Source organism: Salinigranum salinum (assembly GCF_009176545.1).
Taxonomy (GTDB): Archaea; Halobacteriota; Halobacteria; order Halobacteriales; family Haloferacaceae; genus Salinigranum; species Salinigranum salinum.
On the sequence record NZ_VTOJ01000002.1, the window covers coordinates 875,927 to 898,116 of the forward strand.

Genomic DNA, 22,190 nt, shown 5'->3' on the forward strand with positions numbered 1-22,190 from the left:
GCTCACGCGTTGAGATGTCTGACCTCGTAGCCGTGGCCACGGACAGAGCGGATAATGGCGCGCGCCTGGCCGGCACCGCTCGTCTCGATAGTGAACACCAGATACGCCTCGCCGACGTCGAGTTCCGGCGACGACCGGTCGTGTCTGACATCCTGGATGTTGGCGCCGTGGTCGGCGACGACCCCCGACAGCTCCTGGAGTTTTCCGGGCTGGTCGTCGATCCGCACCCGGAGGCGGATGAGCTGTTCGCGGTCGGTGAGCGCGTGGACCAACACCGTCTGGAGCATCGTCATGTCGAGGTTTCCGCCGCAGAGCAGCGGCATCACCGTCTCGCCCTCAACGTCGAGCCCGTCGCTCAGAAGCGCGGCGACGCTCGCGGCGCCAGCTCCCTCGACCACCTGTTTGGCGCGTTCGAGCAGCAGCAACACCGCGCGGGCGATCTCGCCGTCGGTGACGGTGACGATCTCGTCGACGTGGCGCTGGATCAACGAGAGCGTCAGCTCCGAGATCCCACCGGTCGCGATGCCGTCGGCGATCGTGTCGACCGAGTCCAGCGTCTGCGGCACGCCCTTGTCGAGGCTCCGGGGCACGGTCGCCGCGCCCGACGCCTGGACGCCCACGATCCGCGTCTCGGGCGAGAGTTCGGCGAACGCGGTGGCGATGCCCGAGATGAGGCCACCGCCGCCGATGGGGACGATGACGGTGTCGACCGAGGGCAGATCCTCGTGCATCTCGATCCCGAGGGTACCCTGCCCCGCGACGATGGCGGGGTCGTCGTACGCGTGGACGAACTGCACCGTCTCGTCGTCCTCGACGAGCCCCTGCGCGTAACTCATCGCCTCGCGGAAGTCCTGACCGACGAGTTCGACCGTGGCGCCGTAGTCGCGGGTGGCGTCGACCTTGGTCTGTGGTGCGGTCTTCGGCATGACGATGGTGGAGCCGACGCCGAGCTTCGTCGCTGCCAGCGCCACGCCCTGCGCGTGGTTGCCCGCGCTGGCCGCGACGACCCGCTCGACGGTGAGCTCGTCGTCCGTCTTGAGCTGTTTGATCTTGTTGTACGCCCCGCGGGTCTTGAACGAGCCCGTCCACTGGAGGTGTTCCATCTTCAGGTGCACCTCGCCGCCCGTGAGTTCGTCGAGCGACGTGCTCCGCTCCACCGGCGTCCGTTTCACCACCGTCTCGTCGTCGAACCGGCCGCGTGCCCGTTCGATGTCCGCGAACGAGACGGCGTCCGAGAGGTCCTGTGGCATACCTGTACAGTCGACACCGGGGGGTCGTAAGTGTCCGTGTTCACGTCGTACGACTCGGGTGATCGTTCGTCCGCGCGTCGACGCCCCGGACTCGTGTCTGGGGGCACGGATCGATGTGGACGGAGCGAGCCAGGCGCGAGCGCGACGACGACGACGGGACGGACCGCGGCGTGTTCAGCGGACGATCTTGTCCCGTCCGGGATCGAACAGGGGTTCCTCGCGCACCGTCGCGTCGTACGTCTCGCCCTCACACAGGATCTGGACCGCCGTGCCGTGTTCGGCGTGTTCTGCGGGGAGATAGGTGTAGGCGATCGACTCGCCGATGCTGTAGCCGAAGTCGCCGGCCTGCACGTAGCCGACCGCGTCGCCGTTCTTCAGCACGGGCCGCCCGCTCAGCACGATGTCGGTCGAGTCGTCGAGCGTGAGCGGGACGATACGGTTGTCGACGCCCGCCGCCTTCGCCTCCGCGAGCGCCTCCTTCCCGATGAAGTCGGTGTCCATGTCGACCGCGAACGGCAGCCCGGCCTCGTACGGGTTGGCGTCGGTGTCGATGTCGGTCCCCCAGAGCCGGTACCCTTTCTCGAGACGCATCGACTCCAGTGCCCCGCCGCCCATCGGTCGCACGTCGAGGTCCTGTCCGGCCTCCCAGAGTGTCTCCCAGAGCGTCGCGCCGTACTCGACGGGTGCCCACAGCTCCCAGCCGAGTTCGCCCACGTACGACACCCGTAGCGCGAGGACGGGCACGTCGCCGACGTGGATCTGTTTGGCACGGAAATACGGGAAGCCGGCGTTCGAGACGTCGGCGTCCGTGACCCGCTGGAGGAGGAGCCGCGACTTCGGCCCCCACAGGCCGACGGTCGAGCGTCCGCCCTCCTCGACCGTGACCGAAACGGACGACGGTGCGTGTCGTTTCAGCCAGTTGCCGTGGATGCCCGGCGAGTTCCCCCCGCCGGTCGTCACCACGTACTCCTCTTCACCCACTCTGACGACCGTCACGTCCGCGAGGATGTTGCCGCCCTCGTTCAACAGCAGCGAGTACCGGACCTGCCCCACGTCGATGTCGATGTCGTTCGAACAGGTTCGCTGGAGGAACGCCCTGGCCCCCTCGCCCGAGACCACGATCGACGAGAACGAGGTCATGTCGAACATCGAGACGTGCTCGCGCGTGTGGAGGTGCTCGGCACCCTCGATCGGCGAGCGGTTGATCGCCTGCCAGCCGTCTTGGTCGGGGATCCGGTCGTCGTACCGCTCGACGAGGTCTTCGTTCGACTCGTACCACTGCGCCGACTCCCAGCCACCCGACTGGACGAAGTTCGCGCCGAGTTCCTCTTGATGGGAGTAGAAGGGACTCCGACGGAGGCCGCGGTGGTCGTCGGGCTGCCAGCGCGGCTCGACGATGCTGTACACCTGTCGGTACTGTGTCGCCCCGCGATCGACGAAGTACTCCTTGTTCCCGGCGTGCGGCTCGAACCGGTCGACGTGGATGCCACCCGTGTCGACCGGGCCCGACGGGAGCTTCGGGACGCCCGTCTCCATCCACTCCGCGAGGATCCTGCCGTAGCCGCCCGAGTGGGTCCACCAGATCGCCAGCGCGGTCCACAGGCCGTCGACCTGCGACGTCTCGCCCAGGACCGGCATCCCGTCGGGCGTGAACACGAAGATGCCGTTCTCGGTGACACGGAACGACTTCCCCTCGGTCGCCGGCAACAGCTCCTCGAACGCCTGCTTCGCCGATTTGTCGCGGTCCGGGTGGGTGGGTCGCTCCCAGTGCTCGGTCGTGAAGTCCCGCACCGACGCCTGTCGCTGCTCCGTGTTCGTGCCCATGGCGTCGGGATCCACGGAGAGCGTCTCGTGGTTGTACGAGCCCAGACCGATGGCGTCGCCGTGCGTCCGGAAGTACAGCGAGTGGTCCTGGTCGCGACCGACGGGGCGGTGCGGGGCCTTCCCCATGTACTCCGCGATGCGGTGGTCGCCCGGGATCTCGGCGTCGGAGAGGTCGGCGCGGGGGTTGGGGTCCGCGCCCGCCAGCTCTTCGAGGGGTTCGGTGACGGCGTACTGGTGTTCGACCGGCGCGATCGGGAGATCGAGTCCCGCCATCTTCCCCGTCTGGTAGCCCCAGTTGTTCGTCGCGATCACGCACCGTTCGCAGTCGATCGTGCCACGGTCGGTCTCGACCGCCGTGATCTCGCCCCCGTCGACCACGAGGTCCTCGACCGACGTGTGACCGTAAAAGCGCGCGGCCGACTGGTCGATGTACCACTGGAGCGCGGCGACGCCGTCGACGCGGCCGTCGGTCGGCGAGTAGTAGCCGCCGAGGATCTCGTCGGCGTTCACCAGCGGCAGTTTCTCCTGAACCTCCTCGGGCGTCAGCAGCTGGGGATCGGGCAGCCCGTAGGCGGTTGCGTTCTCGACGCGGCGCTGGAGGAAGTCCATCCGCTCGGGGGAGCGGGCCATCTCGATGCCGCCGACCTCGTCGTACACCCCGGCCTCCTTGAGGAGGCGGCTGGTGTAGTGGGCCGTCTTCGTCTGGAGCTTCGACGGCGACGTCTGGAACATGATGCCCGGCGCGTGGGTCGACGAGCCGCCGGTCACGGGGAGCGGCCCCTGGTCGACGACGACGACGTCCTCCGCGCCGAGCTCGGAGAGGTGGTACGCGACGCTACAGCCGACCGCACCGGCGCCGATGACGACCGTCTTCGCCCGCGACGGAAGCGTTCCGCTCATCTAAACCAGCGGCTCCTCCCGCACGGTGGCGGCGTAGTGGTCGCCCTCGAACAGCACCTCGACCGACGTGCCGGGCTCGGCGTACTCGGGTGGGAGGTACGTGTAGGCGACGCACGCACCGGCCTCGTAGCCGTACTCGGCGGCGTGGACGTAGCCAAGCGACTCGCCCGTCTCGGGGTCGAGCACGGGGCGGTCGTCGAGGATCGTCGCCTCGGGGTCGTCCAGCGTCAGGCAGGCGACCTTGTGGCGGGGACTCCCGCCATCCGCCGCGGCCGCCTCCGTCTCCGCCCCGGCGAGCGCCTCCTTCCCGATGAAGTCGGTGTCCATGTCGACCGCCCAGCCGAGGCCGGCCTCGTACGGGGTGTGCTCCGTGTGGAGGTCTTTCCCCCACAGCCGGAACCCCTTCTCGATGCGCAGGGCGTTCAGCGCACCGTTTCCGTACGGTCTGATGTCGTACTCCTGGCCGGCCTCCATGATGTGCTCCCACAGCCGCTCGCCGTACTCCGAGGGAGTGTAGAACTCCCAGCCGAGTTCGCCGGCGTACGAGACCCGCAGGGCGAGCACCGGGACGTTCTTCACGTAGAACTCCTGGGCGGTGAAGAACGGGAAGGCCTCGTCGGAGAGGTCGACGTCCGTCACCTTCGAGAGTACCTTTCGCGCGTCGGGCCCGGTACAGACCATCGCCGCGAGGCTGGAGGTGACGTCGTTCACCACGACGCCGTCGGGGGACTGCTCGCGCACCCACGCGACGTGGTTGTTCCCGACCTCGCGTCCCGTGGTGAGGAGGAGGTAGCGGTCCTCGTCAGTCCGGGTGACGGTGATGTCCGCACGGACGCCGCCGCCCTCGTTGCACATCAGGGTGTACTTCACGTCCCCGACGTCGAGGTCCACGTCGTTCGTACAGAGCCGCTGGACGAACGCCCCCGCCTCGGGGCCGACGACCTCCATCTTGTTGAAGGGGGTCATGTCGTGCAGCCCGACCGCGTTCCGGACGTGGAGCGCCTCGGCCCCCTCGATGGGCGACCAGTAGATGCCCTCCCAGCCGTCGCGGTCGGGGATCCGATCGCCGTACCGCTCGACGAGGTCCTCGTTGGATTCGAACCACTGCGGGGCCTCCCAGCCGGCCTCGGCCCACATCTCCCCGCCCAGCTCCAGGTGGGAGTGGTACATCGGCGTCCGTCGGATGTCGCGCTGTTTGTCCGTCCACACCCACTTCGGGTGCATGATGTTGTAGACGATGCGGTACTCCTCGCCGCCGATGTCGCGGGCGAAGTCCCAGCTGCCCTCGTGTTCGTCGAAGCGGTTGACGTCGCAGTGGGCGAGGTCGATCGGCCCGTCGTCGAGCCGCGGCACGCCGGTCTCCATCCACTCCGCGAGCGCCTTCGCCGCGCCGCCGGCGTGGGTGACCCAGATGGCCGCCGCCGTCCACAGCCCGTCGAGTTCCTGCACCGGCCCCATCACGGGCAGGCCGTTGGGCGACTCCGCGAACATCCCGTTGTACTTGAACTCCAGCTCTTTGCCCGCCGTCGCCGGAAGGAGTTCGTCGGAGGCCCGTCGAGGGGCCTTGTGTGGCCGGTCGGGATGGGTCGCGTTCTCCATGTGGTGGTCGGTGAACTCGTGGACCGACCCCTGCGACTCCTCCGTATTGCCGCCGAGTTCCTGCGGGTCCGGCACGATCGGCTCGTGGTTGTACGAGCCGATGCCGTACGAGTCCCCGTGCGTCCGGTAGTACATGGCGTTGTCCTGGTCGCGCAGGATCGGCCGATCCGGCCCGACGAGCAGCCGTTTCGCCTTCTCGCCGGAGACGTTCTCGTACCCCTCGAACAGCGGGTGGTCCGTGATGTCGACCGCGCTGTCGGCCAGCTCTTCCAGCGACTCGGTCATCGTGTACTGGTGTTCGACCGGCGTCACGGGCAGGTGGACGCCCAGTTTCTCGCCCAGCTGGCGAGCCCAGATGTTCGTCGCGACGACGACCTCGTCGCAGTCGATCGTCCCCCGCTCCGTGACGACCGACGTGACCGAGCCGTCCGCGACTTCGACGTCCTCGGTCCGCGTATGGGGAACGAACGTCGCTCCCTTGTTCATGGCCTCGCGGGCCAGCGCGTCGCAGGCGACGACGCCCGACACCTGGCCGTCGGTCGGCGAGTAGTAGCCGCCGAGGATCTGACTCTCGTCGACGAGCGGCAGCTTCTCCTGAACCTCCTCCGGGGTGAGCAGTTGCGGCTCCGAGATCCCCCACGCTTTCGCGTGTTCGACCCGGCGCTGGAGGAACGCCATCCGCTCCTCGCTGCGGGCGACCTCGATCCCGCCGGTCTCGTTGTACGCCTGCTGACCGTCCGCCCCCTCGAGGTCGGCGTACAGCCGCCGGGAGTAGTCGGCGAACTGCGAGAGCACCTTCGGTTCGGCGGTCTGGAACATGATGCCCGGCGCGTGGGTCGACGACCCACCCGTCGTCGGCATCGGCCCCTGATCGACCACGACGACGTCCTCGCGTCCCAGCTCTGTCAACTGATAGGCGACGTTACACCCGACGATGCCGGCACCGACGACGACCGTGCCGGCCTCGGCCGGGAGACTGCCCTGTGTACTCATGTGGCAGGTGCCAAGGAGTGCCCGGTTAAATTCGTTTCCCGCCACTACTGGCGGGGTTTAATACCCGCCATGAGCACGCGTCGTGGTACCAGAACCCACACACGGCGACGGTGTGGTCGTGGGACGCCCGCGAACGAGCGTCCCGGTCCCGTCGCTCACCGGCGCGCCCGGATCGCCTCGTTGATCGCCGGGATCACCTCGTGGAGGTCGCCGACGACGGCGTAGGCGGCCTTCTGCATGATCGCCGCCTCCGGATCGGTGTTGATCGCGAGGATGTTCTGTGCGCCCTTGCAGCCGACCATGTGCTGGACGGCGCCGCTGATCCCGCAGGCGATGTAGATGTCGGGGGCGATCTTCGACCCCGTGAGGCCGATCTGGTCGTCGTGGGGCCGCCAACCCTCGTTGACCGCTGCGCGGGAGGCGCCGACGGTCCCGCCGAGCAGCTCCGCGAGCTCCTCCAACTGGTCGTAGTTCTCCGGGCCCTGCACCCCGCGACCGCCGCCGACGACGACGCGGGCTTCCTCGAGTGGGACACCCTCCTCGTCGCTCTCCTCGATCCGGCTGATCCGGACCTGGACGTCGATATCGGTGAGGTCGGGCTCGAACGGTTCGACCGCCGCGTCCGCGTCCGGCGCCCCGGTCGGGTCGGCGTCGAACTCGTGGGGCGGCACGGTCATGAGCCGCGTCTCGGCGTCGAACGTCGCGTGCTCGGAGAGCGATCCGCCCCAGCGCTGCCGGGTGATCTCGTACGGGCCGTCGGCGTCGTCGGCCGAGACGGCGACGCAGTTGGCCGCCATCGGGACGTCGCGGAGCGCCGCCACGTGCGCCAGCACCTCGTGACCCCGGTCGCTGCCGGGTGCGAGAACCGCCTCGGGCGCGACGTGGTCGACGACCTGGCTCAGGCTCTCGCCCCACACCCGCGGCGCGTACGGCTCTATGTCGGCGTGGTCGACGTGGTGGACGACCTCGACGCCGTACGCCCCGAGGTCGTCGGCGACGCCCGCGCCCTCGGGGCCGAAGACGACCGCTTCGAGCGGCGATCCCAGCCGGGCGGCGAGGTCGCCGGCGAAGCCGAGCGTCTCCAGCGAGCTCTCGGCCGGCTCGCCCGCCTCGTGTTCGACGAGCACGAGCACCATCTCAGAGCACCCCCAGTTCGTCGAGCAGGTCGACGACGGCGTCGGCCGCCTCGGGGCCCTCGCCGAGGATCTCGGCCTCGCCCTCGTCCGCCTCGGGCGCTTCGAGTCGGTGCTTCTCGAACGACCCGGTCCCCGGCCTGTGCTCGGGGGCCAGCCGAGTGATCTCCTGTTTCTTCGCCTGCATCCGGCTCCGCATCGACGGGTAGCGCGGGGAGTTGAGCCCCTCTTTGACCGTGAGCACCGCCGGAAGCGGAAGCTCGTATATCTCCTGACCGCCGGTCACCTCCCGTGTGGCGATCACGGTGTCGCCGTCGACCTCGACCTCTTTGATGCCAGTGACCACGGGGAGATCGAGTTCGTGGGCGACGCGGATGCCGACCTGGTAATCCTCGGTGTCCGCCGACTCGTTGCCGAACAGGAGGAGGTCGAACCCCTCGCCCTCGGTTTCTACCTCCCTGACGGCGTCGGCGATGGCGCGGGCGATCTCTGTGGGCCGCCATTCGGAGCCGTCGGTCTCCAAGAGGACCGCGTCGTCGGCGCTTCGGGCCAGCGCCGTGTACAGCTGTTCGGTCGACTCCTCGGAGCCGAGCGTCAGCGCCGTCGCCTCGCCGCCGTGTGCCTCGACCTGCTGGACCGCTTCCTCGACCGCACACTCCTCGTGCGGACTGACCGTGAAGCCGAGGGCGGTCGTGTCGATCTCCGTGCTGTCCTCCGTCAGTGGTATCTTCGCACCGGTGTCCGGTACGCGCTTGACGCATGCGAGCGTTCTCATGTCGTATCGTGTCTCCGTTTGGTCTGGTTCGATCGTCGTCTCGTCTCGTCTCGATCGTCTCGTCCGCCCTGTCCTGGTCGGCGGGTGTTCTCGCGGTCGCCCTCCCGGGCTCGGCGGAGAGCCCGGCCTCGCCCCACTCGGGACGGCCGGTCGCCCCGGTTCAGCTCCGAATCCGCTCGTTCTCCGGGTCGAACAGTGGCCGGCTCCCGACGACCTCTACCGTGACCGGGTAGTGATCGCCGAAGTACTCGACCTGGAGTTTTTGGCCCTCCTCGGCGTACTCGGGCGGCAGGTAGCTCATCAGGAGGTGTTTCCCAACCGTGGGACCCGTACCGGCGCTGGTGACGTACGAGCGCCGTCCCTCGTCGTCGACGATGACCTCGCCATCAGGGGAGAGGATCGGTTCGTTGCCGAGCATGAACCGCCGCGTCCCGTCGGAGGAGGTGTGGTCGTCGACCGACAGCGTACAGAGCGTCGCGGCGTTGTCCTCCTCGATGGCCTGCGCGTACGCCTCCTTGCCGATGAAGTCGGCGTCCTTGACGCCGTGGAACGTCAGGCCGGCCTCGGCGGGGTTGTAGTCGAGTTCGAGTTCGTGGCCGTACAGACGGTAGCCCTTCTCGATCCGGCCGGTCGTCCCGTAGACGCCCATGCCGACCGGGCGGATGTCGTACGCCTCGCCCGCGTCGGCGACGACGTCCCAGAGCCGCTGGCCCTTCTCCATCGGTGCGTACAGCTCCCAGCCGAGTTCGCCCACGTACGAGATGCGCAGTGCCCACGCGTCCACCTCGCCGAGGGTGATCTCCTGTGCCGTATAGGGAGCAAAGGCCTCGTGGGAGAGGTCCTCCTCGGCGATCTCCTGGAGGACGTTCCGCGCGTCGGGACCCCAGACGCCGAGCCGACAGAGCGACGACGTCCGGTCGACGAGCTGGACGGAGCCGTCCTCGGGGAGGTGCTCTTTGAACCACTGCTTGTCGTTACCGCCCACGCCGCCGCCGGTGATGACCCGGTAGCTGTCCTCACCCGTGCGGACGATCGAGAGGTCCGACCGGAAGCCGGCGTTCGTGTCGAGGATCGGCGTGTACACCGACTTGCCGACGTCGACGTCCATCCGTCCGACGGCCATCTTCTCGGCGTACTCGGTCGCGCCGGGACCGATCAGGTCGAAGACGGTGAAGCCCATGTCGCCCACCATGGCGACCTTGTCGCGCATGTGGAGGTGCTCGCCCAGAATGATCGGCGACCACCAGCGCGAGTCCCACTCGTGCGGGCGTCGGAGGTGTTCGATCTCGTCGGCGTACTCCTCGAGGAGGTCGGCGTTGGACTCGAACCACTGCGCACGCTCCCAGCCGGCGGCCTCGAAGAACTCCGCGTCGAGTTCCTGCTGGCGGGTGTAGAAGCCCGTGGTCCGGAGGGGACGCGACGACTGCCACTGCTCCGCGGGGTGGATGATGCCGTAGATCTTCTGGTACCCCTCGTGGGCGCGGTTCTTGACGAACTCCTTCGAGGTGCCGTACTCGTAGAAGCGGTTGACGTTCGCGCCGTGGAGGTCTCGCTCGGGCCGCCCCTCGACCATCCACTCGGCGAGGTGCTGGCCGAACGCCGGGGCCTCCTTGATCCAGATAGCCGAACACGCCCACAGCCCGTCGACGTCCTGCATCGGTCCCACGAGCGGCATCCCGTCGGGGGTCACGGAGAGCAGGCCGTCGATCTCGTAGCGGATGCCGGCGTTCGGGTCGTCGAGCACCTCCGGCATCAGCTCGAGCGCGTCCGCCATCGACTGCTCGAAGGCGTCCTGCGTCAGCGGGGGTTGCGTCGGCGACAGCGGTGCCTCGTCGATCGACATGATCTCGTCGACGTCCCAGAGGATCGGGCGGTGCTGGTAGGAGCCGACCTCCATGTCGTTGCCGCTCGGTCGCTCGTACATCTGGGTGTCCATGTCGCGGACGACCGGGTGGTTGATCTCGCCCTCGAACTGCTCGAAGAAGTCGATCGGGCCGACGCTGATCAGCTGGTGGACCGCGGGCGTGAGCGGGATCTCCACCCCGGCCATCTCCGCGATCTTCGGGCTCCAGAGCCCGGCCGCGATGACCACCTCGTCCGCTCGAACCGTGCCGCGGTCGGTCTCGACGGCCCGGATGGACCCGCCCTCGACGTGGAGGTCCAGTACCTCGGTGTTGGGTGAGGTGACGAGATTCGCCTGGTCGGCGGTGCGCGCACGCATCACCTCCCCCGCTCGAAGCGGGTCACACGTCCCCGCGCCGGGGCTGTAGAAGCCGCCCTTGATGACGTCGGTGTCGATGTACGGGACGTGCTCCTCGACCTCCTCGGGGGTGAGCAGTTCGCCCGGCTCACCCCAGGCCTTCGCGCTCATGACGCGGCGGTCGAACTCGGCCATCTGCTCGTCCGTGCGGGCCACCTCGATGCCACCGCTGTTGGTGAACGTGTCCATCTCCTCGTACTGCTCGACGCTCTCCTGGGTGAGGTGGGTCATCTCCTTGGAATGCTCGACGGGCATGATGAAGTTCGACGCGTGGCCCGTCGACCCACCCGGGTCGGGGAGCGGTCCCTTGTCGATGAGGACGATGTCGTCACGGCCCAGCTCCGCGAGGTGATACGCGACGCTGTTGCCGACGATACCGGCACCGATGATGACGGTCCCGGCTTCACTCGGCAGTTTGTCATTATCGACCATGCACCAATTGCGACGGGAGAAGTACAAATAACCACCCCTGTCTCACCGAACCTGTTCTTCACCTGCGGACCGGTGTCGACACGCACGACGCCCTCGCGGGGCACGCCGAACCCGCTCGTCGGTGTTGGACTCTCGATTCGTCGACGAGAATCCGTCCGACTTCGGTCGCGAGGGAGTGCCCGGCTACGAGACAGTATCCGACTACGAGACAGTATCCGACTACGAGACGGTACCCCACTGCCGGACCGTCGCGACGACGCCGGTCACTCCCCGCCGGACGTCTGCTCGGCGGTCCGTACGGCGGCGACGTTCTCGGCGACGTCGTGGACGCGGACGACGTCGACGCCGCGCTCGGCGGCGAGCGCCGTCGCGGCCACGGTGGGTGCGAGGCGCTCGTCTGGGCCGCAGCCGGCCTCGGCGAACATCGACTTGTGCGAGTGACCGACCATGACGGGCGTGCCGAGCGCCTGGAACTCGTCGAGCCGATCGAGCAGCTCAAAGCTCTCGGCGGCTGTCTTCCCGAAGCCGAGTCCGGGGTCGACGATAAGGTCGGACCGGTCGATGCCCGCTCGCTCCGCCAGCAGCACCCGTTCCGTGAGCGCCTCCAGCACGTCGTCGACGACATCGTCGTACGCGTACCGTTCGCCGGGGTCGACGGGGGCCGAGAGGCTGTGCATCAACACCGCCGGGACGCCGTGGTCGGCGACGACGCGGCGCATCGCGGCGTCGGTCAGCCCGGTGACGTCGTTCACGATGTCGGCACCCGCCTCCAGGGCCGCCTCGGCGACCGCGGGCTTCCGCGTGTCGACCGAGACCATCGCGTCCACGTCACGGAGGCGTTCGATCACGGGTACGACGCGGTCGATCTCCTCGTCGATCGACACCGGCTCGGCACCCGGCCGGGTCGACTCCCCGCCGACGTCGACGATCGACGCTCCCGCGGCGACCATCTCGCCGGCGCGAGCGACGGCGGCGTCGACCGCGTTGTACTCGCCGCCGTCGTGGAAGGAGTCGGGCGTCACGTTCAGGATGCCCATGACCGCGGTCCCGGTCTCCCAGGGGTAGTCGGTGGGGTCGTCGGTGCCGATGCCGAGCGCGCCGTTGAGCTGGTGGGCGAGGTGTCGGCTCGCGCCCGACCGCCGCCGCAGGCGACGGACGAGCCCCCGGAACTGGTCGAGCGTCCCGCTCAGCACGCAGTCGACGTGTTCGTCGGCGGTCGCGATGCCCGAGACGGCACACTGTCCGCCCAGCGCGAGCATCGTCTCCTTCAGCGAGGCGGCCTCCTCGCGCCGGACGTGGAGCCGGATCGTGCGGTGGACCAGCCCGTCGATAGCCTCGTGTCGCGTCGTCTCGGGGACGTCCGCGCTGGTCATGAGCGACCGGGCACGTTCGGCCGTGGGCGTCCGGACGGCCGTGGGCGTCCGGGTCCAGCGGTCGCGCGCCTCCCCGATCGTGTACAGCGAGCCCGTGACGAGGACGCAGTCGGTCGGATCGGCGGCGCGGAGCGCCTCGCTCACCGCGGCGAGGACCGACTCGCACTGGTCCGTGGTCGCGTCGGTCTCACGCTCGAACACCGCCGCCAGGCTCTCGGCGGGCTGGGCCCGGTCGACGGCGGGCTCGGCGAGGAACGCCCGGTCGACCGTCGGAAGCGCCCGACACATCGCCAGGTGATCCTTGTCGCGCATTGCGCCGAACACCAGCTGCAGGTCGTCGTAGTCGAACCGATCGAGGAGCGTCGCGAGTTTGGCACAGGCGTCGGGGTTGTGTGCGCCGTCGAGGACGACGAGCGGTTCGCGCGACAGCACCTCGAACCGGCCGGGCCAGTGGACGTTCCGGATGCCGGCCGCGATGTCGTCCCCGGTGACCGCGGCGTCGGTCGCCGCTCCGATCTGCCGGGCGAGCGTGGCGGCGATGCCCGCGTTGAGCGCCTGGTGAGCCCCCAGGAGCGGCGTCGAGGTCTCGACCGTCCAGTCCGGGCCGACGAGCGAGACGGTCGACTCCGAGAACGAGGTCATCGCCAGTTCGCGAACCGCGACGTCCGGCTCCTCACCGGACGTGTCCCCGACGCCGGTCGCGTCCACGCCACTGCCGTCGTCGCCGTCGTCGTAGCCGACGGTCAGGACGTCCGTCGTCTCGCGGATCGTCTCGAGCGCCGACCCGGTCGCGCCGGTGACGAGCGGGGCGGTCCCTGGCGCGACGTGGGCCTTGTCGCGGGCGATCTCCTCGACGGTCGATCCCAGGATGTCGGTGTGTTCGAGGCTGACGTTGGTGACGGCCGCGGCGACGGGATCGACGACGCTCGTCGCGTCGTACCGCCCGCCGATGCCGACCTCGAGGACGGCGACGTCGACGTCTTCGCGGGCGAAGTGCCACAGCGCCATCACCGTGAACGCCTCGAAGAACGTGGGGGCGTCGCCGTCGACCGAGCGGTCGACGATGGTCGGCCAGATCTCCTCGACGAACCGAACGACCTCGTGCTTGGGGACCTTCTGCCCGCGCACGCGGACCCGCTCCCGCAGATCGTTCAGATCCGGGGACGTGTAGAGCCCGACCGCGAGCCCCGCCTCGCGTAGCACCCGTTCGAGCATCCTGGCCGTACTGCCCTTGCCGTTCGAGCCGGCGATCTGGACGGCGACCAGTTCCTCGTGCGGATCGCCCAACTCGGCCAGCAGGGAGGCGGTCGTCTCCGTGCCCAGTTTGGGCCGGAGCCGCCGGAGTCGCTCCAGTGCGTTCACCGCCTCGTGATACTCCATGTCGTGCCGTGTTCGGGTGATCGTAAATAAATCTCCTGTTCGGACGGGGCCGGGCGGTGCCGTGCCGCGAGGCACTCGATCGACCGTGCCACGGATCGCCTGGATCGGACGGCTCCTCGGATCGGTCCGAACGGGTTCCAGTCGGGCCGACCCCGGGCTACCCTTCTTCGCTCGGGACGTCACCGTCGACCTCGTCGGGCAAGGCGGACGCGTCGGAGTCGTCCACGGTGCCGGTCGGAGGCGCACCGACCATCACCCAGGTGTGGACCTCGTCGTCGGTCTCGTTCACCACGCGCCGCACTGGATCGGGACCGACGCGGACGACGCCGCCCCACGGGACGTCGTACCGCTCGCCCTCGACCGGATCCGGCCACCGGACAGCGAGGCGAACAGTTCTCCCGGTCGTGCGCGCGAGGGGTGACGCCCTCGCCCGGTCGGAGCGTGACGACGTTCACCCGCGTGTCCGCGACAGCCCGGCGCGTCGGTGTCCGTCAGGTGATCGACGTCGACCGTGTCGAACCGCTCGGGTCGACGTCCGCGGGCGTGACGACACTGAAGTCGCACATGGTCGTGGGGGGCGTGTGGACAACAGTTCAGGGTTCGCGGTGACTCCCGCTCGCCGCCGTGCCGGGGCGACGGGCCAACCACAACGTATCAAAAACGGATATTGTTGTGTCGAGGTGAGTCGGGAGGCCTCGAAGGTGAGTCGGGAGGCCTCGAGGTGGAGACGGCCGTCCGCGGGGACGAGTGGGTCACAGACGACCGACGAGACCGACCGAACGGTGAGAAGCCGGCGTCCGCGGTGCAACCACGTCGTATCCGGGATCGGATACGTGTACTAACATTGATGATGGCGTCAGGGGAACGTCTCCCCGAAATGTCAGACACGAGTGAGAGCGAGTCGTCGATACCCACGGACTACGAGATCGCACAGTCGGTCGAGAAAGAACACATCGCGGACGTCGTCGAACCGTTCGGGCTCGGCCGCGACGACCTGGAGCTGTTCGGCGAGCACAAGGCCAAGGTGAAGTTCGACGCGATCGAGCGCATCAAGCAGGAGAGCGACGAGAAGGGGAAACTCGTGCTCGTCACCGGGATGACGCCGACGCCGATGGGTGAGGGCAAGACCGTCACCACAGTCGGGCTCGGGCAGGCGTTCAACCAGCTGGGGAAGAAGGCGCTGATCGCCATCCGCGAGCCGTCGCTCGGGCCGGTGTTCGGCGTCAAGGGTGGCGCTGCGGGCGGCGGCTACTCGCAGGTGCTCCCGATGGAGGACATCAACCTCCACTTCACGGGCGATCTCCACGCGCTCACCTCGGCGCACAACCTGATCTCGACGATGCTGGACAACCACATCAAGCAGGGCAACGAGCTCGACATCGCGGTCAACTGGGTCGAGTGGCCCCGCGCGATCGACATGAACGACCGCGTGCTCCGGGAGACGGTGATCGGGCTCGGCGGCGACGTCACGGGTGTCCCGCGCGAGGACGGCTTCATCCTCACCGCGGCCTCGGAGATGATGGCCGTACTGTGTCTCGCCGACAGTATCGCCGACCTGAAAGAGCGCGTCGCTCGCATCATCGTCGGCTACGACGAGGACGGCGGCCCCGTGACGGTGGACGACATCGACGCGACGGGTGCGGTCGTCATCCTCCTGAAAGAGGCGCTCAAACCCAACGTGGTCCAGACCATCGAGGGGACGCCCGCGTTCGTCCACGGCGGTCCCTTCGCCAACATCGCTCACGGCACCAACTCGCTCATCGCCGACGAAGTCGCCTCGCGGCTCTCGGACTACCTCGTCACCGAGGCCGGCTTCGGTTCCGACCTCGGGGCCGAGAAGTTCATGAACATCGTCTGCCGGTTCGGCGAGATGTCGCCCGACGCGGTCACGCTCGTCTCCTCCGTCCGCGCGCTGAAGTACCACGGGCAGGACATGTGGCCGCCGGACCTCGACGCACTCAAGGCAGAGGACGTCGACGCCGTCCAAAGCGGGTTGGAGAACCTCGACAAACACGTCCGCAACCTCCAGCAGTTCGGCGTGCCGGTCGTCGTCGCCGTCAACCGCTTCCCGGGCGACACCGACGCCGAGGTCGAGGCCGTCGTCGACCACTGTGAAGAGGAACTGGGGATCCGGGCGGCCGAGTCGAACCTGTTCCAGCACGGCGGGGAAGGCGGCATCGACCTCGCGGAGAAACTGGTCGACGCCGCCGAATCGGAGTCGTCGTTCGAGCACCTGTACGACCTCGACGTCTCGATCAAGGAGAAGATCGAGACGATCGCGACCGAGATCTACGGTGCCGACGGCGTGAAGTACCACGGCGACGCCGAGGACGACATCGAACGCCTCACCAACCTTGGCTTCGACGACGTCCCGGTCTGTATGTCGAAGACGTTCCACTCGTTCAGCGACGACCCGAGCCTCAAGGGCGTCCCCGAGGGGTGGACGCTCGAGGTCAAGGAAGTGTACCCGTCGGCGGGTGCGGGCTTCCTCGTCGCGCTCACCGGTGACGTGCTCACGCTGCCGGGTCTCCCGAAGGAACCGGCCGCGGCCAACATGGACATCGACGACGACGGGACGATCTCCGGCCTGTTCTGAGTCGGCCACGGGCAGCTCCACCCGGGCCGTTCGGGGACGGACAGATCGACGGGTGCGAGCACGCGTCCGCCACGGGCGACGTGCGTGCTGTCGGCTGGGAGGATTCAACTGGTGGTGCCGGCGAGGAAGATTCAAATTGTCTCCCGTATAACACGTTGTCGTATGTCGGGTAACCCTCTCGCCCAGTTCAGTGGAACGCCGATGAGCCGTGACGACATCCGCCGGCTGTTGACGTCTCAGGGGTACGGCGTTCTCGCGCTCTGTCGTGACGGGGAACCGTACAGCATCCCGGTGTCGTTCGGCTACGACGACGAGCGCGTCTACTTCCCGTTCCTCGTCGACTCCGACGACGCCACCAAGACGAGGTTCATCGCGGACGGGGCGGTGGCCCGGCTCCTCGTCACGGACATCCGTGGCCGGTTCGACTGGCGAAGCGTCGCGATCACGGGACCGGTCCGGTCGGTCGACCCCGACGACGACGACGAGTGGACGCGGTTCGCCGACGCGCTCGAGGACAACGCGTGGTTCATGCGCTCGTTCGCCCGCGCCGACTCGGTCAGTTCGGTCCAGGGGTGGGAGCTAGAGATCGACGAACTCCGGGGACTGAAGCGGACCGAAGAGGTGTACGACTGACCGGGCCGCACCACGCGTCGTGGTGGGCGGTTTCTCCCGGGGAGTCGGTCCGATGACGGACCGGATCCCAGCTCTCGAACGGTGAGAGTCGGCGTCGCCTCTTAAACGACGGGTTGACGATACGGAACCGTATGTCAAAAGCCCACATCAGTACGGTCCGGCGGATGCTGGAGAGCGTCCTCGAGGAGGCGACCGACCCGGAGATCACGTTCAAACTGCGGACGGCACTCCAGCTCCTCGTCCTGATCGAAGAACAGCAGGCGGGGGCACGGAGCGCGCTGGCGAAGGCCGACCTCGACGCCGAGCTGCGCGAGAACCTCCGCGATCTGGGATATCTCGACTGACGATCCTCGACCAAGATGCCTCGACCGGTGGACGTCGAGACGAAACGGCGGCTCGCTGGAGCAGAGGGATGTGGACAGTCGTCGAGAGCGCCGCCGATCGGGACGACCAGCACGGACGACGAGCGACGGGGGTCCGGCGAATGATTGACGTACCCCGCCCGTGAAGCGCGACCGGACGATGCCCCCATTGGACGAGTTGACAATCCTCGTGCCGGTCGACATCTCGGAACCCGAACTGCCGACCCTGGGGATCATCGATCTCCTCGGGCCGATCGACGTCGTGCTCCTCGGCTACTTTCCGGTGCCGATTCAGGCCGATCCCGCGCTCATCAAGCACGAGTACGAGGCCGACGCCGAGGCGCGACTGGTCGAGATCGCCGAGGGTCGGCCCGAACTGACCGAGGTGCTCGTGTTCACCCACGACCGGAGCGCGACCGTCGACCGCGTCGCCCACGAGTACGGCTGTGACGCGGTGTTGACCGCGGGCGACACCGACCGGATCGACGAGATCCTCGTCCCGATCAGGGGCGACGTGAACCTCGAACGGATCGTCTCGGTCGTCGCCGGCCTCATGGAGGCGAGCGGCGCGACCGCGATGCTGTTTCACTCGGTCGGCGAGAGTGCCGATCGAAGTCAGGGCGAGTTCCTCCTCCGGGGAGCAGTCGATCGGTTCGTCGACTTCGGAATCGACCGCGGGCGCATCGACACGCAGCTCGCGACCGGGGGCGACCCGCGGGCGGGGATCGTCGACCGCGCGGGCGACTTCGACGTCGTCGTCTTCGGCGAGACGGAGCCGTCGCTCCGCGAGCGTGTCATGGGCGACGTCCTCTCGCGGATCGTCGAGGAGATCGACGTCCCCGCGCTGATCGTGAGGGACGTCGAATGAGCCGGTCCGGGACGGGTCGGCAGCGCCGCGAGGGGCACTCATGAGCGTCGACGGCGGTGAACTCGAACGGACCCTGGGGTTCCTCGAGGCGATGACCCTGGGCGGCGGGACGATGATCGGGGCGGGGATCTTCATCCTCCCGGGGATCGCGGCGCAGAACGCCGGCCCGGCGAGTTCGATCTCCTATGCCATCGCCGGCTTCGTCGCCCTGCTGGCGGCGCTGTCGCTCTCGGAGCTGGCGACGGGGATGCCGATCGCCGGGGGGAGCTACCACTACGTCAACCGGGCGCTCGGGAGCCTCTTCGGGAGCGTCGTCGGCTGGGGGATGTGGACCGGCCTCATGTTCGCGAGCGCCTTCTACATGATCGGCTTCGGGCAGTACATCGTCGAGCCGGTCCCCTTCCTCGACGGCCGGGTGTTCGTCGTCCTCCTAGGCCTCCTGGGGCTGGCGCTGCTCCTCGGGGTCAACTACTACGGGACCGAGGAGTCGAGTTCGCTCCAGAACGTCATGATCGGGGCCGAGACCGCCGTCATCCTCGTCTTCGTCGCCGTCGGCGTCTTCTTCATCGACCCGGCGAACCTCGAGCCGTTCGCCCCCACCGGCGCGACCGGGATCGTCGCCACGACGGGCATCGTCTTCATCTCGTTTCTCGGCTTCGAGATCATCGCGACGGTGGCAGGCGAGATCAAGAATCCGAGTCGGATCATCCCGCTGTCGATGATCCTCTCGGTCGTCCTGGTCACCCTGCTGTACGTGCTCGTCATGCTCGTCGCCACCGGGGTCGTGACGATCGACGTCCTGGCCGCCTCACCCATTCCGGTCGCCGACGTGATCAGGGTGTATCTGGGCCCGATCGGCGCGGTGTCGATCGTGTTCGCCGCGATTATTGCGGCCATCTCGAGCTCGAACTCGTCGGTGCTCGCCGCCTCGCGCGTCATCTACGCCATGGGTCGGGACGGCATCGTGAGCGAGTGGCTGAACGCGAGCCACCCGCGCTTCTTCACCCCACACAGGGCGATCGTGGTCACCGGTGGCCTCATCGCCATCCTCGTCTCGATCGGGCTCGGCGTCGACGCCATCATCTCGCTGCTGGCGGAGGCGGCGAGTTTCAGCTTCCTCGTCTCGTACTCGCTCGTCCACGTCTCGCTGGTCGTGTTCCGGCGCGCCGACCCCGACGAGTACGAGCCGTCGTTCAGACTGCCCACCCCGATCTACCCGGTAGTCCCGATACTCGGGGTCATCCTGTCCCTCGTCGTCGTCTCGCAGATGGCACCCATCATCGTGCTCGTCGGGACGGGTATCGTCGCCCTGGGCGTCGTCTGGTACGCCGTCTACGCCAGGGGACGCACCGTCGGCGAGGGGCTGCTCCGCGAAGCCCTTCGGAGAGAGCCGACCGACGTCTACCGGGTCGTGGTTCCCGTGTCGAACCCGGAAACCCAGCGGGGGCTCCTCCGCCTCGCGGCGGCCAGCGCACACGCCAACGCCGACGCGGGAACGCCCGAACTCGTCGCGGTCAACGTCGTCCACGTCGAACACCCCTCGCCGTTACAGAACGTCGAGTCCGAGCGGGTCGGCCACCAGCGCGACCTCCTCGCCAACGCGCAGGAGTTCGCCGCGGAGATGGACGTCCACCTGCGAACGCGGGCAGTCGTCGCCCCCGACACCGGACAGGCGATACTGGACGTCCTCGACGAGGAGGACGCCGACGAACTGCTCGTGGGCTGGGACGGCACGCTCGGTCGTGACGGCCACGTCTTCGGGGAGACGCTCGATACGGTCGTCGAGCGCGTCCCCTGTGACGTCTCGGTCGTCACCCTCGGGGACGAGACGATCGGGACGCCGCTGGCGCTGGTCGCCCCCGGGCCGAACGCGTCGGCGATCGTCCGGCGCGCGGTCGAGTTCGCGACCGTCGACGGCACGGTGCCGACCCTCCTGACGGTCCGGCCACCGCGAACCGACGAGGCGGAGGCGACCCGCCAGGGGCGGGCGTTCGTCGAGGAGGTCGCGGAGGCGGCCGAACTCAACCCCGACAAGTACGAGATCCGGGTCGTCGTCGACGACGACGCCGAGTCGGCGATCCTGGCGGTGATCGACGAGTACGACACCGTCTGCGTCGGGCTCTCCCAGCGATCCGAGCGCCTCGGCGTGCCGTACGGCGCGATCACGGAGGGCGTCGTCCGGGAGGCCCCGGGCACGGTCGCACTGATACGGGGGTCGTGACCGGCCGGTTCTGACCAGAAATTTACCCACATCCGAGCCAAAATTTTTGAGGGTCGAGCACGAAACGAGAGACAGTGGCAACCGAACACCAGTCCGCCCGAGAGACGTACCGATGCCCCGAATGTGACGGCGTCCTCGCGTTCGTCGACGGGTCGTGGGGCTGTGGCGACTGCGGCTACGCCCCGCGGCACGCGGCCGACTGACGGGGGAGCGCAGACGTATCGGCGCGATCGCGAGCCGCCACCAGGTCGATTCGGCCGTGCCGGCGGTTCGGCCGACCGGTTTCAGGGCAGGTCGACCGGCACGTCTGCCTGCAGACTGGCCGCCTTCACCGTGTTGTACAGCAACATCGTGATCGTCATCGGGCCGACGCCGCCGGGAACGGGCGTGATGACGCCGGCCTTCTCCTTCGCGGAGTCGAAGTCGACGTCGCCGACGAGTTCGTACCCCTTCTCGTTGTCCGCGTCGACGCGGTTCACGCCGACGTCGATCACGGTTGCGCCCTCCTTGATCATCGAGCCGTCGACGAGACCGGGGTAGCCCGTCGCGGCGATGACGATGTCCGCCTGGCGGGTCTTCTCGCCGAGGTCCTGGGTTCGAGAGTGACAGACGGTCGTCGTCGCGTTGCCGCCCGGTGCCTTCTGGATCAGCAGGTTCGCCATCGGCTTGCCGACGATGTCCGAACGTCCGACGACGACCGCGTCCGTCCCCTCGGTGTCGACGTCCGCGGCCTCCAAGAGCTTCTGGACGCCGTGGGGCGTGCAGGGCTTGAACCGGGCGTCGCCGGCGACGAGGCGGCCGACGTTCTCGGGATGGAAGCCGTCGACGTCCTTGATCGGGTCGATGCTCCGGAGCACGGCCCGGGTGTCGACGTGGTCGGGGACGGGCATCTGGACGAGGATGCCGTGGACGTCGTCGCGGCCGTTGAGCGTCTCGACCGTGTCGAACAGTTCGTCGGCGGACGCGTCGGGCTCCAGTTCGTGGTGGATGCTCTCGATGCCGAGCTCCTCGCAGGCCCGACCTTTCATCGAGACGTACGTCTCACTCGCGGCGTCGTCGCTCATCAACACCGTGGCGAGACCGGGCGTCGTGCCCGCCTCGTCGAGCGTCGCGATACAGCCTCGCAGGTCGTCTCTGATCCGGTCGCCGACCGCGTTCCCGTCGAGGACGTGCGTCACGGTCGATCACCGCCCGTCGCGTCGGAGTCTACTGGGTGTGTCACGTGTACGTTCATGATTGGCTCACCGATCCGCGCTCGCGCCGTCGATCCGATCGCCGACCGGGGCGCGGTCGCGGGGAGACAGTGTGGAATCTCCGGACGGACGGTTATGAATTGAGGGGATTGCCTGGCTCGGGTGTTTATCCGGGGCGCACACCACCGACGGCGACCCGCGACGCGAGCGTGTGGTCGGCGGGACGCGGGCGAGGGGCCGACGGGGGAGCGCGGGCGAGAGGCCGACGTCGCCCGCCGACGGACGCCGTCGAGGTGACGCGACCGGACGGAGCCGACAGCGACCGGAGGTTGGCGGGCGAAACCGCCCGACGACGACGGCGTCGACGGGGGTGGTAACGTCGGTCGACTGGCGTGCGC

General features: G+C 68.4%; 15 protein-coding genes. 6 read left to right on the forward strand and 9 right to left on the reverse strand.

What is annotated here, in order from left to right; all coding sequences use genetic code 11:
• Positions 1-2: 2 nt before the first annotated feature.
• From ilvA to FZP69_RS23280, 8 genes are all read right to left on the reverse strand, one after another.
• Complete coding sequence (gene ilvA / locus FZP69_RS15890) at positions 3-1,250, reverse strand: threonine ammonia-lyase (RefSeq protein ID WP_152042361.1); 1,248 nt, start codon at positions 1,248-1,250, stop codon at positions 3-5.
• A gap of 174 nt (positions 1,251-1,424) precedes the next feature.
• On the reverse strand, positions 1,425-3,974 hold the full coding sequence (locus FZP69_RS15895; protein WP_152042362.1) for a GcvT family protein: 2,550 nt from the start codon (positions 3,972-3,974) through the stop codon (positions 1,425-1,427).
• Positions 3,975-6,566, reverse strand: a complete 2,592-nt coding sequence (locus tag FZP69_RS15900; RefSeq protein ID WP_152042363.1) for a GcvT family protein — start codon at positions 6,564-6,566, stop codon at positions 3,975-3,977. It lies immediately after the preceding gene.
• 155 nt (positions 6,567-6,721) lie between these two features.
• Positions 6,722-7,702: an electron transfer flavoprotein subunit alpha/FixB family protein gene (locus tag FZP69_RS15905; protein ID WP_152042364.1), complete on the reverse strand. Its 981-nt coding sequence runs from the start codon at positions 7,700-7,702 to the stop codon at positions 6,722-6,724.
• A 1-nt stretch (position 7,703) separates the two neighbouring features.
• Positions 7,704-8,474, reverse strand: a complete 771-nt coding sequence (locus FZP69_RS15910; RefSeq protein WP_152042365.1) for an electron transfer flavoprotein subunit beta/FixA family protein — start codon at positions 8,472-8,474, stop codon at positions 7,704-7,706.
• Positions 8,475-8,634: 160 nt separating this feature from the next.
• Positions 8,635-11,166 carry a GcvT family protein gene (locus tag FZP69_RS15915; RefSeq protein WP_152042366.1) on the reverse strand — a complete coding sequence of 844 codons (2,532 nt, stop codon included), beginning with the start codon at positions 11,164-11,166 and terminating at the stop codon, positions 8,635-8,637.
• A gap of 263 nt (positions 11,167-11,429) precedes the next feature.
• On the reverse strand, positions 11,430-13,919 hold the full coding sequence (gene folP / locus FZP69_RS15920) for a dihydropteroate synthase (protein ID WP_152042367.1): 2,490 nt from the start codon (positions 13,917-13,919) through the stop codon (positions 11,430-11,432).
• 157 nt (positions 13,920-14,076) lie between these two features.
• Positions 14,077-14,208 carry a hypothetical protein gene (locus FZP69_RS23280; RefSeq protein ID WP_275689370.1) on the reverse strand — a complete coding sequence of 44 codons (132 nt, stop codon included), beginning with the start codon at positions 14,206-14,208 and terminating at the stop codon, positions 14,077-14,079.
• Positions 14,209-14,796: 588 nt separating this feature from the next.
• On the opposite strand from FZP69_RS23280, the gene FZP69_RS15925 reads away from it, so the two are divergent.
• The 6 genes from FZP69_RS15925 to FZP69_RS23285 all read left to right on the forward strand — a co-directional run bounded on the left by FZP69_RS15925 (position 14,797) and on the right by FZP69_RS23285 (position 20,802).
• Positions 14,797-16,515 carry a formate--tetrahydrofolate ligase gene (locus FZP69_RS15925; protein ID WP_152042368.1) on the forward strand — a complete coding sequence of 573 codons (1,719 nt, stop codon included), beginning with the start codon at positions 14,797-14,799 and terminating at the stop codon, positions 16,513-16,515.
• 162 nt (positions 16,516-16,677) lie between these two features.
• On the forward strand, positions 16,678-17,148 hold the full coding sequence (locus FZP69_RS15930) for a pyridoxamine 5'-phosphate oxidase family protein (RefSeq protein ID WP_152042369.1): 471 nt from the start codon (positions 16,678-16,680) through the stop codon (positions 17,146-17,148).
• Positions 17,149-17,279: 131 nt separating this feature from the next.
• Positions 17,280-17,492 (forward strand): hypothetical protein, encoded by a 213-nt coding sequence (locus tag FZP69_RS15935; protein WP_152042370.1) that lies wholly within the window; start codon positions 17,280-17,282, stop codon positions 17,490-17,492.
• Positions 17,493-17,670: 178 nt separating this feature from the next.
• On the forward strand, positions 17,671-18,378 hold the full coding sequence (locus tag FZP69_RS15940) for a universal stress protein (protein ID WP_152042371.1): 708 nt from the start codon (positions 17,671-17,673) through the stop codon (positions 18,376-18,378).
• 40 nt (positions 18,379-18,418) lie between these two features.
• Complete coding sequence (locus tag FZP69_RS15945; protein WP_152042372.1) at positions 18,419-20,599, forward strand: amino acid permease; 2,181 nt, start codon at positions 18,419-18,421, stop codon at positions 20,597-20,599.
• A 74-nt stretch (positions 20,600-20,673) separates the two neighbouring features.
• A complete protein-coding gene (locus FZP69_RS23285) occupies positions 20,674-20,802 on the forward strand; it encodes a hypothetical protein (RefSeq protein WP_275689371.1) in 129 nt (42 codons plus the stop codon).
• 81 nt (positions 20,803-20,883) lie between these two features.
• Here the strand turns inward: FZP69_RS23285 and FZP69_RS15950 are convergent, their stop codons facing one another.
• Positions 20,884-21,777, reverse strand: coding sequence for a bifunctional methylenetetrahydrofolate dehydrogenase/methenyltetrahydrofolate cyclohydrolase (locus FZP69_RS15950; protein ID WP_152042373.1), 894 nt, complete (start codon positions 21,775-21,777; stop codon positions 20,884-20,886).
• Positions 21,778-22,190 lie beyond the last annotated feature (413 nt).

Coding starts and splice junctions, on each gene's coding strand:
- ilvA (WP_152042361.1), bottom strand. CDS start 1,250: ATGCCACAGGACCTCTCGGACGCCGTCTCGTTCGCGGACATCGAACGG.
- FZP69_RS15895 (WP_152042362.1), bottom strand. CDS start 3,974: ATGAGCGGAACGCTTCCGTCGCGGGCGAAGACGGTCGTCATCGGCGCC.
- FZP69_RS15900 (WP_152042363.1), bottom strand. CDS start 6,566: ATGAGTACACAGGGCAGTCTCCCGGCCGAGGCCGGCACGGTCGTCGTC.
- FZP69_RS15905 (WP_152042364.1), bottom strand. CDS start 7,702: ATGGTGCTCGTGCTCGTCGAACACGAGGCGGGCGAGCCGGCCGAGAGC.
- FZP69_RS15910 (WP_152042365.1), bottom strand. CDS start 8,474: ATGAGAACGCTCGCATGCGTCAAGCGCGTACCGGACACCGGTGCGAAG.
- FZP69_RS15915 (WP_152042366.1), bottom strand. CDS start 11,166: ATGGTCGATAATGACAAACTGCCGAGTGAAGCCGGGACCGTCATCATC.
- folP (WP_152042367.1), bottom strand. CDS start 13,919: ATGGAGTATCACGAGGCGGTGAACGCACTGGAGCGACTCCGGCGGCTC.
- FZP69_RS15925 (WP_152042368.1), top strand. CDS start 14,797: ATGTCAGACACGAGTGAGAGCGAGTCGTCGATACCCACGGACTACGAG.
- FZP69_RS15930 (WP_152042369.1), top strand. CDS start 16,678: ATGTCGGGTAACCCTCTCGCCCAGTTCAGTGGAACGCCGATGAGCCGT.
- FZP69_RS15935 (WP_152042370.1), top strand. CDS start 17,280: ATGTCAAAAGCCCACATCAGTACGGTCCGGCGGATGCTGGAGAGCGTC.
- FZP69_RS15940 (WP_152042371.1), top strand. CDS start 17,671: ATGCCCCCATTGGACGAGTTGACAATCCTCGTGCCGGTCGACATCTCG.
- FZP69_RS15945 (WP_152042372.1), top strand. CDS start 18,419: ATGAGCGTCGACGGCGGTGAACTCGAACGGACCCTGGGGTTCCTCGAG.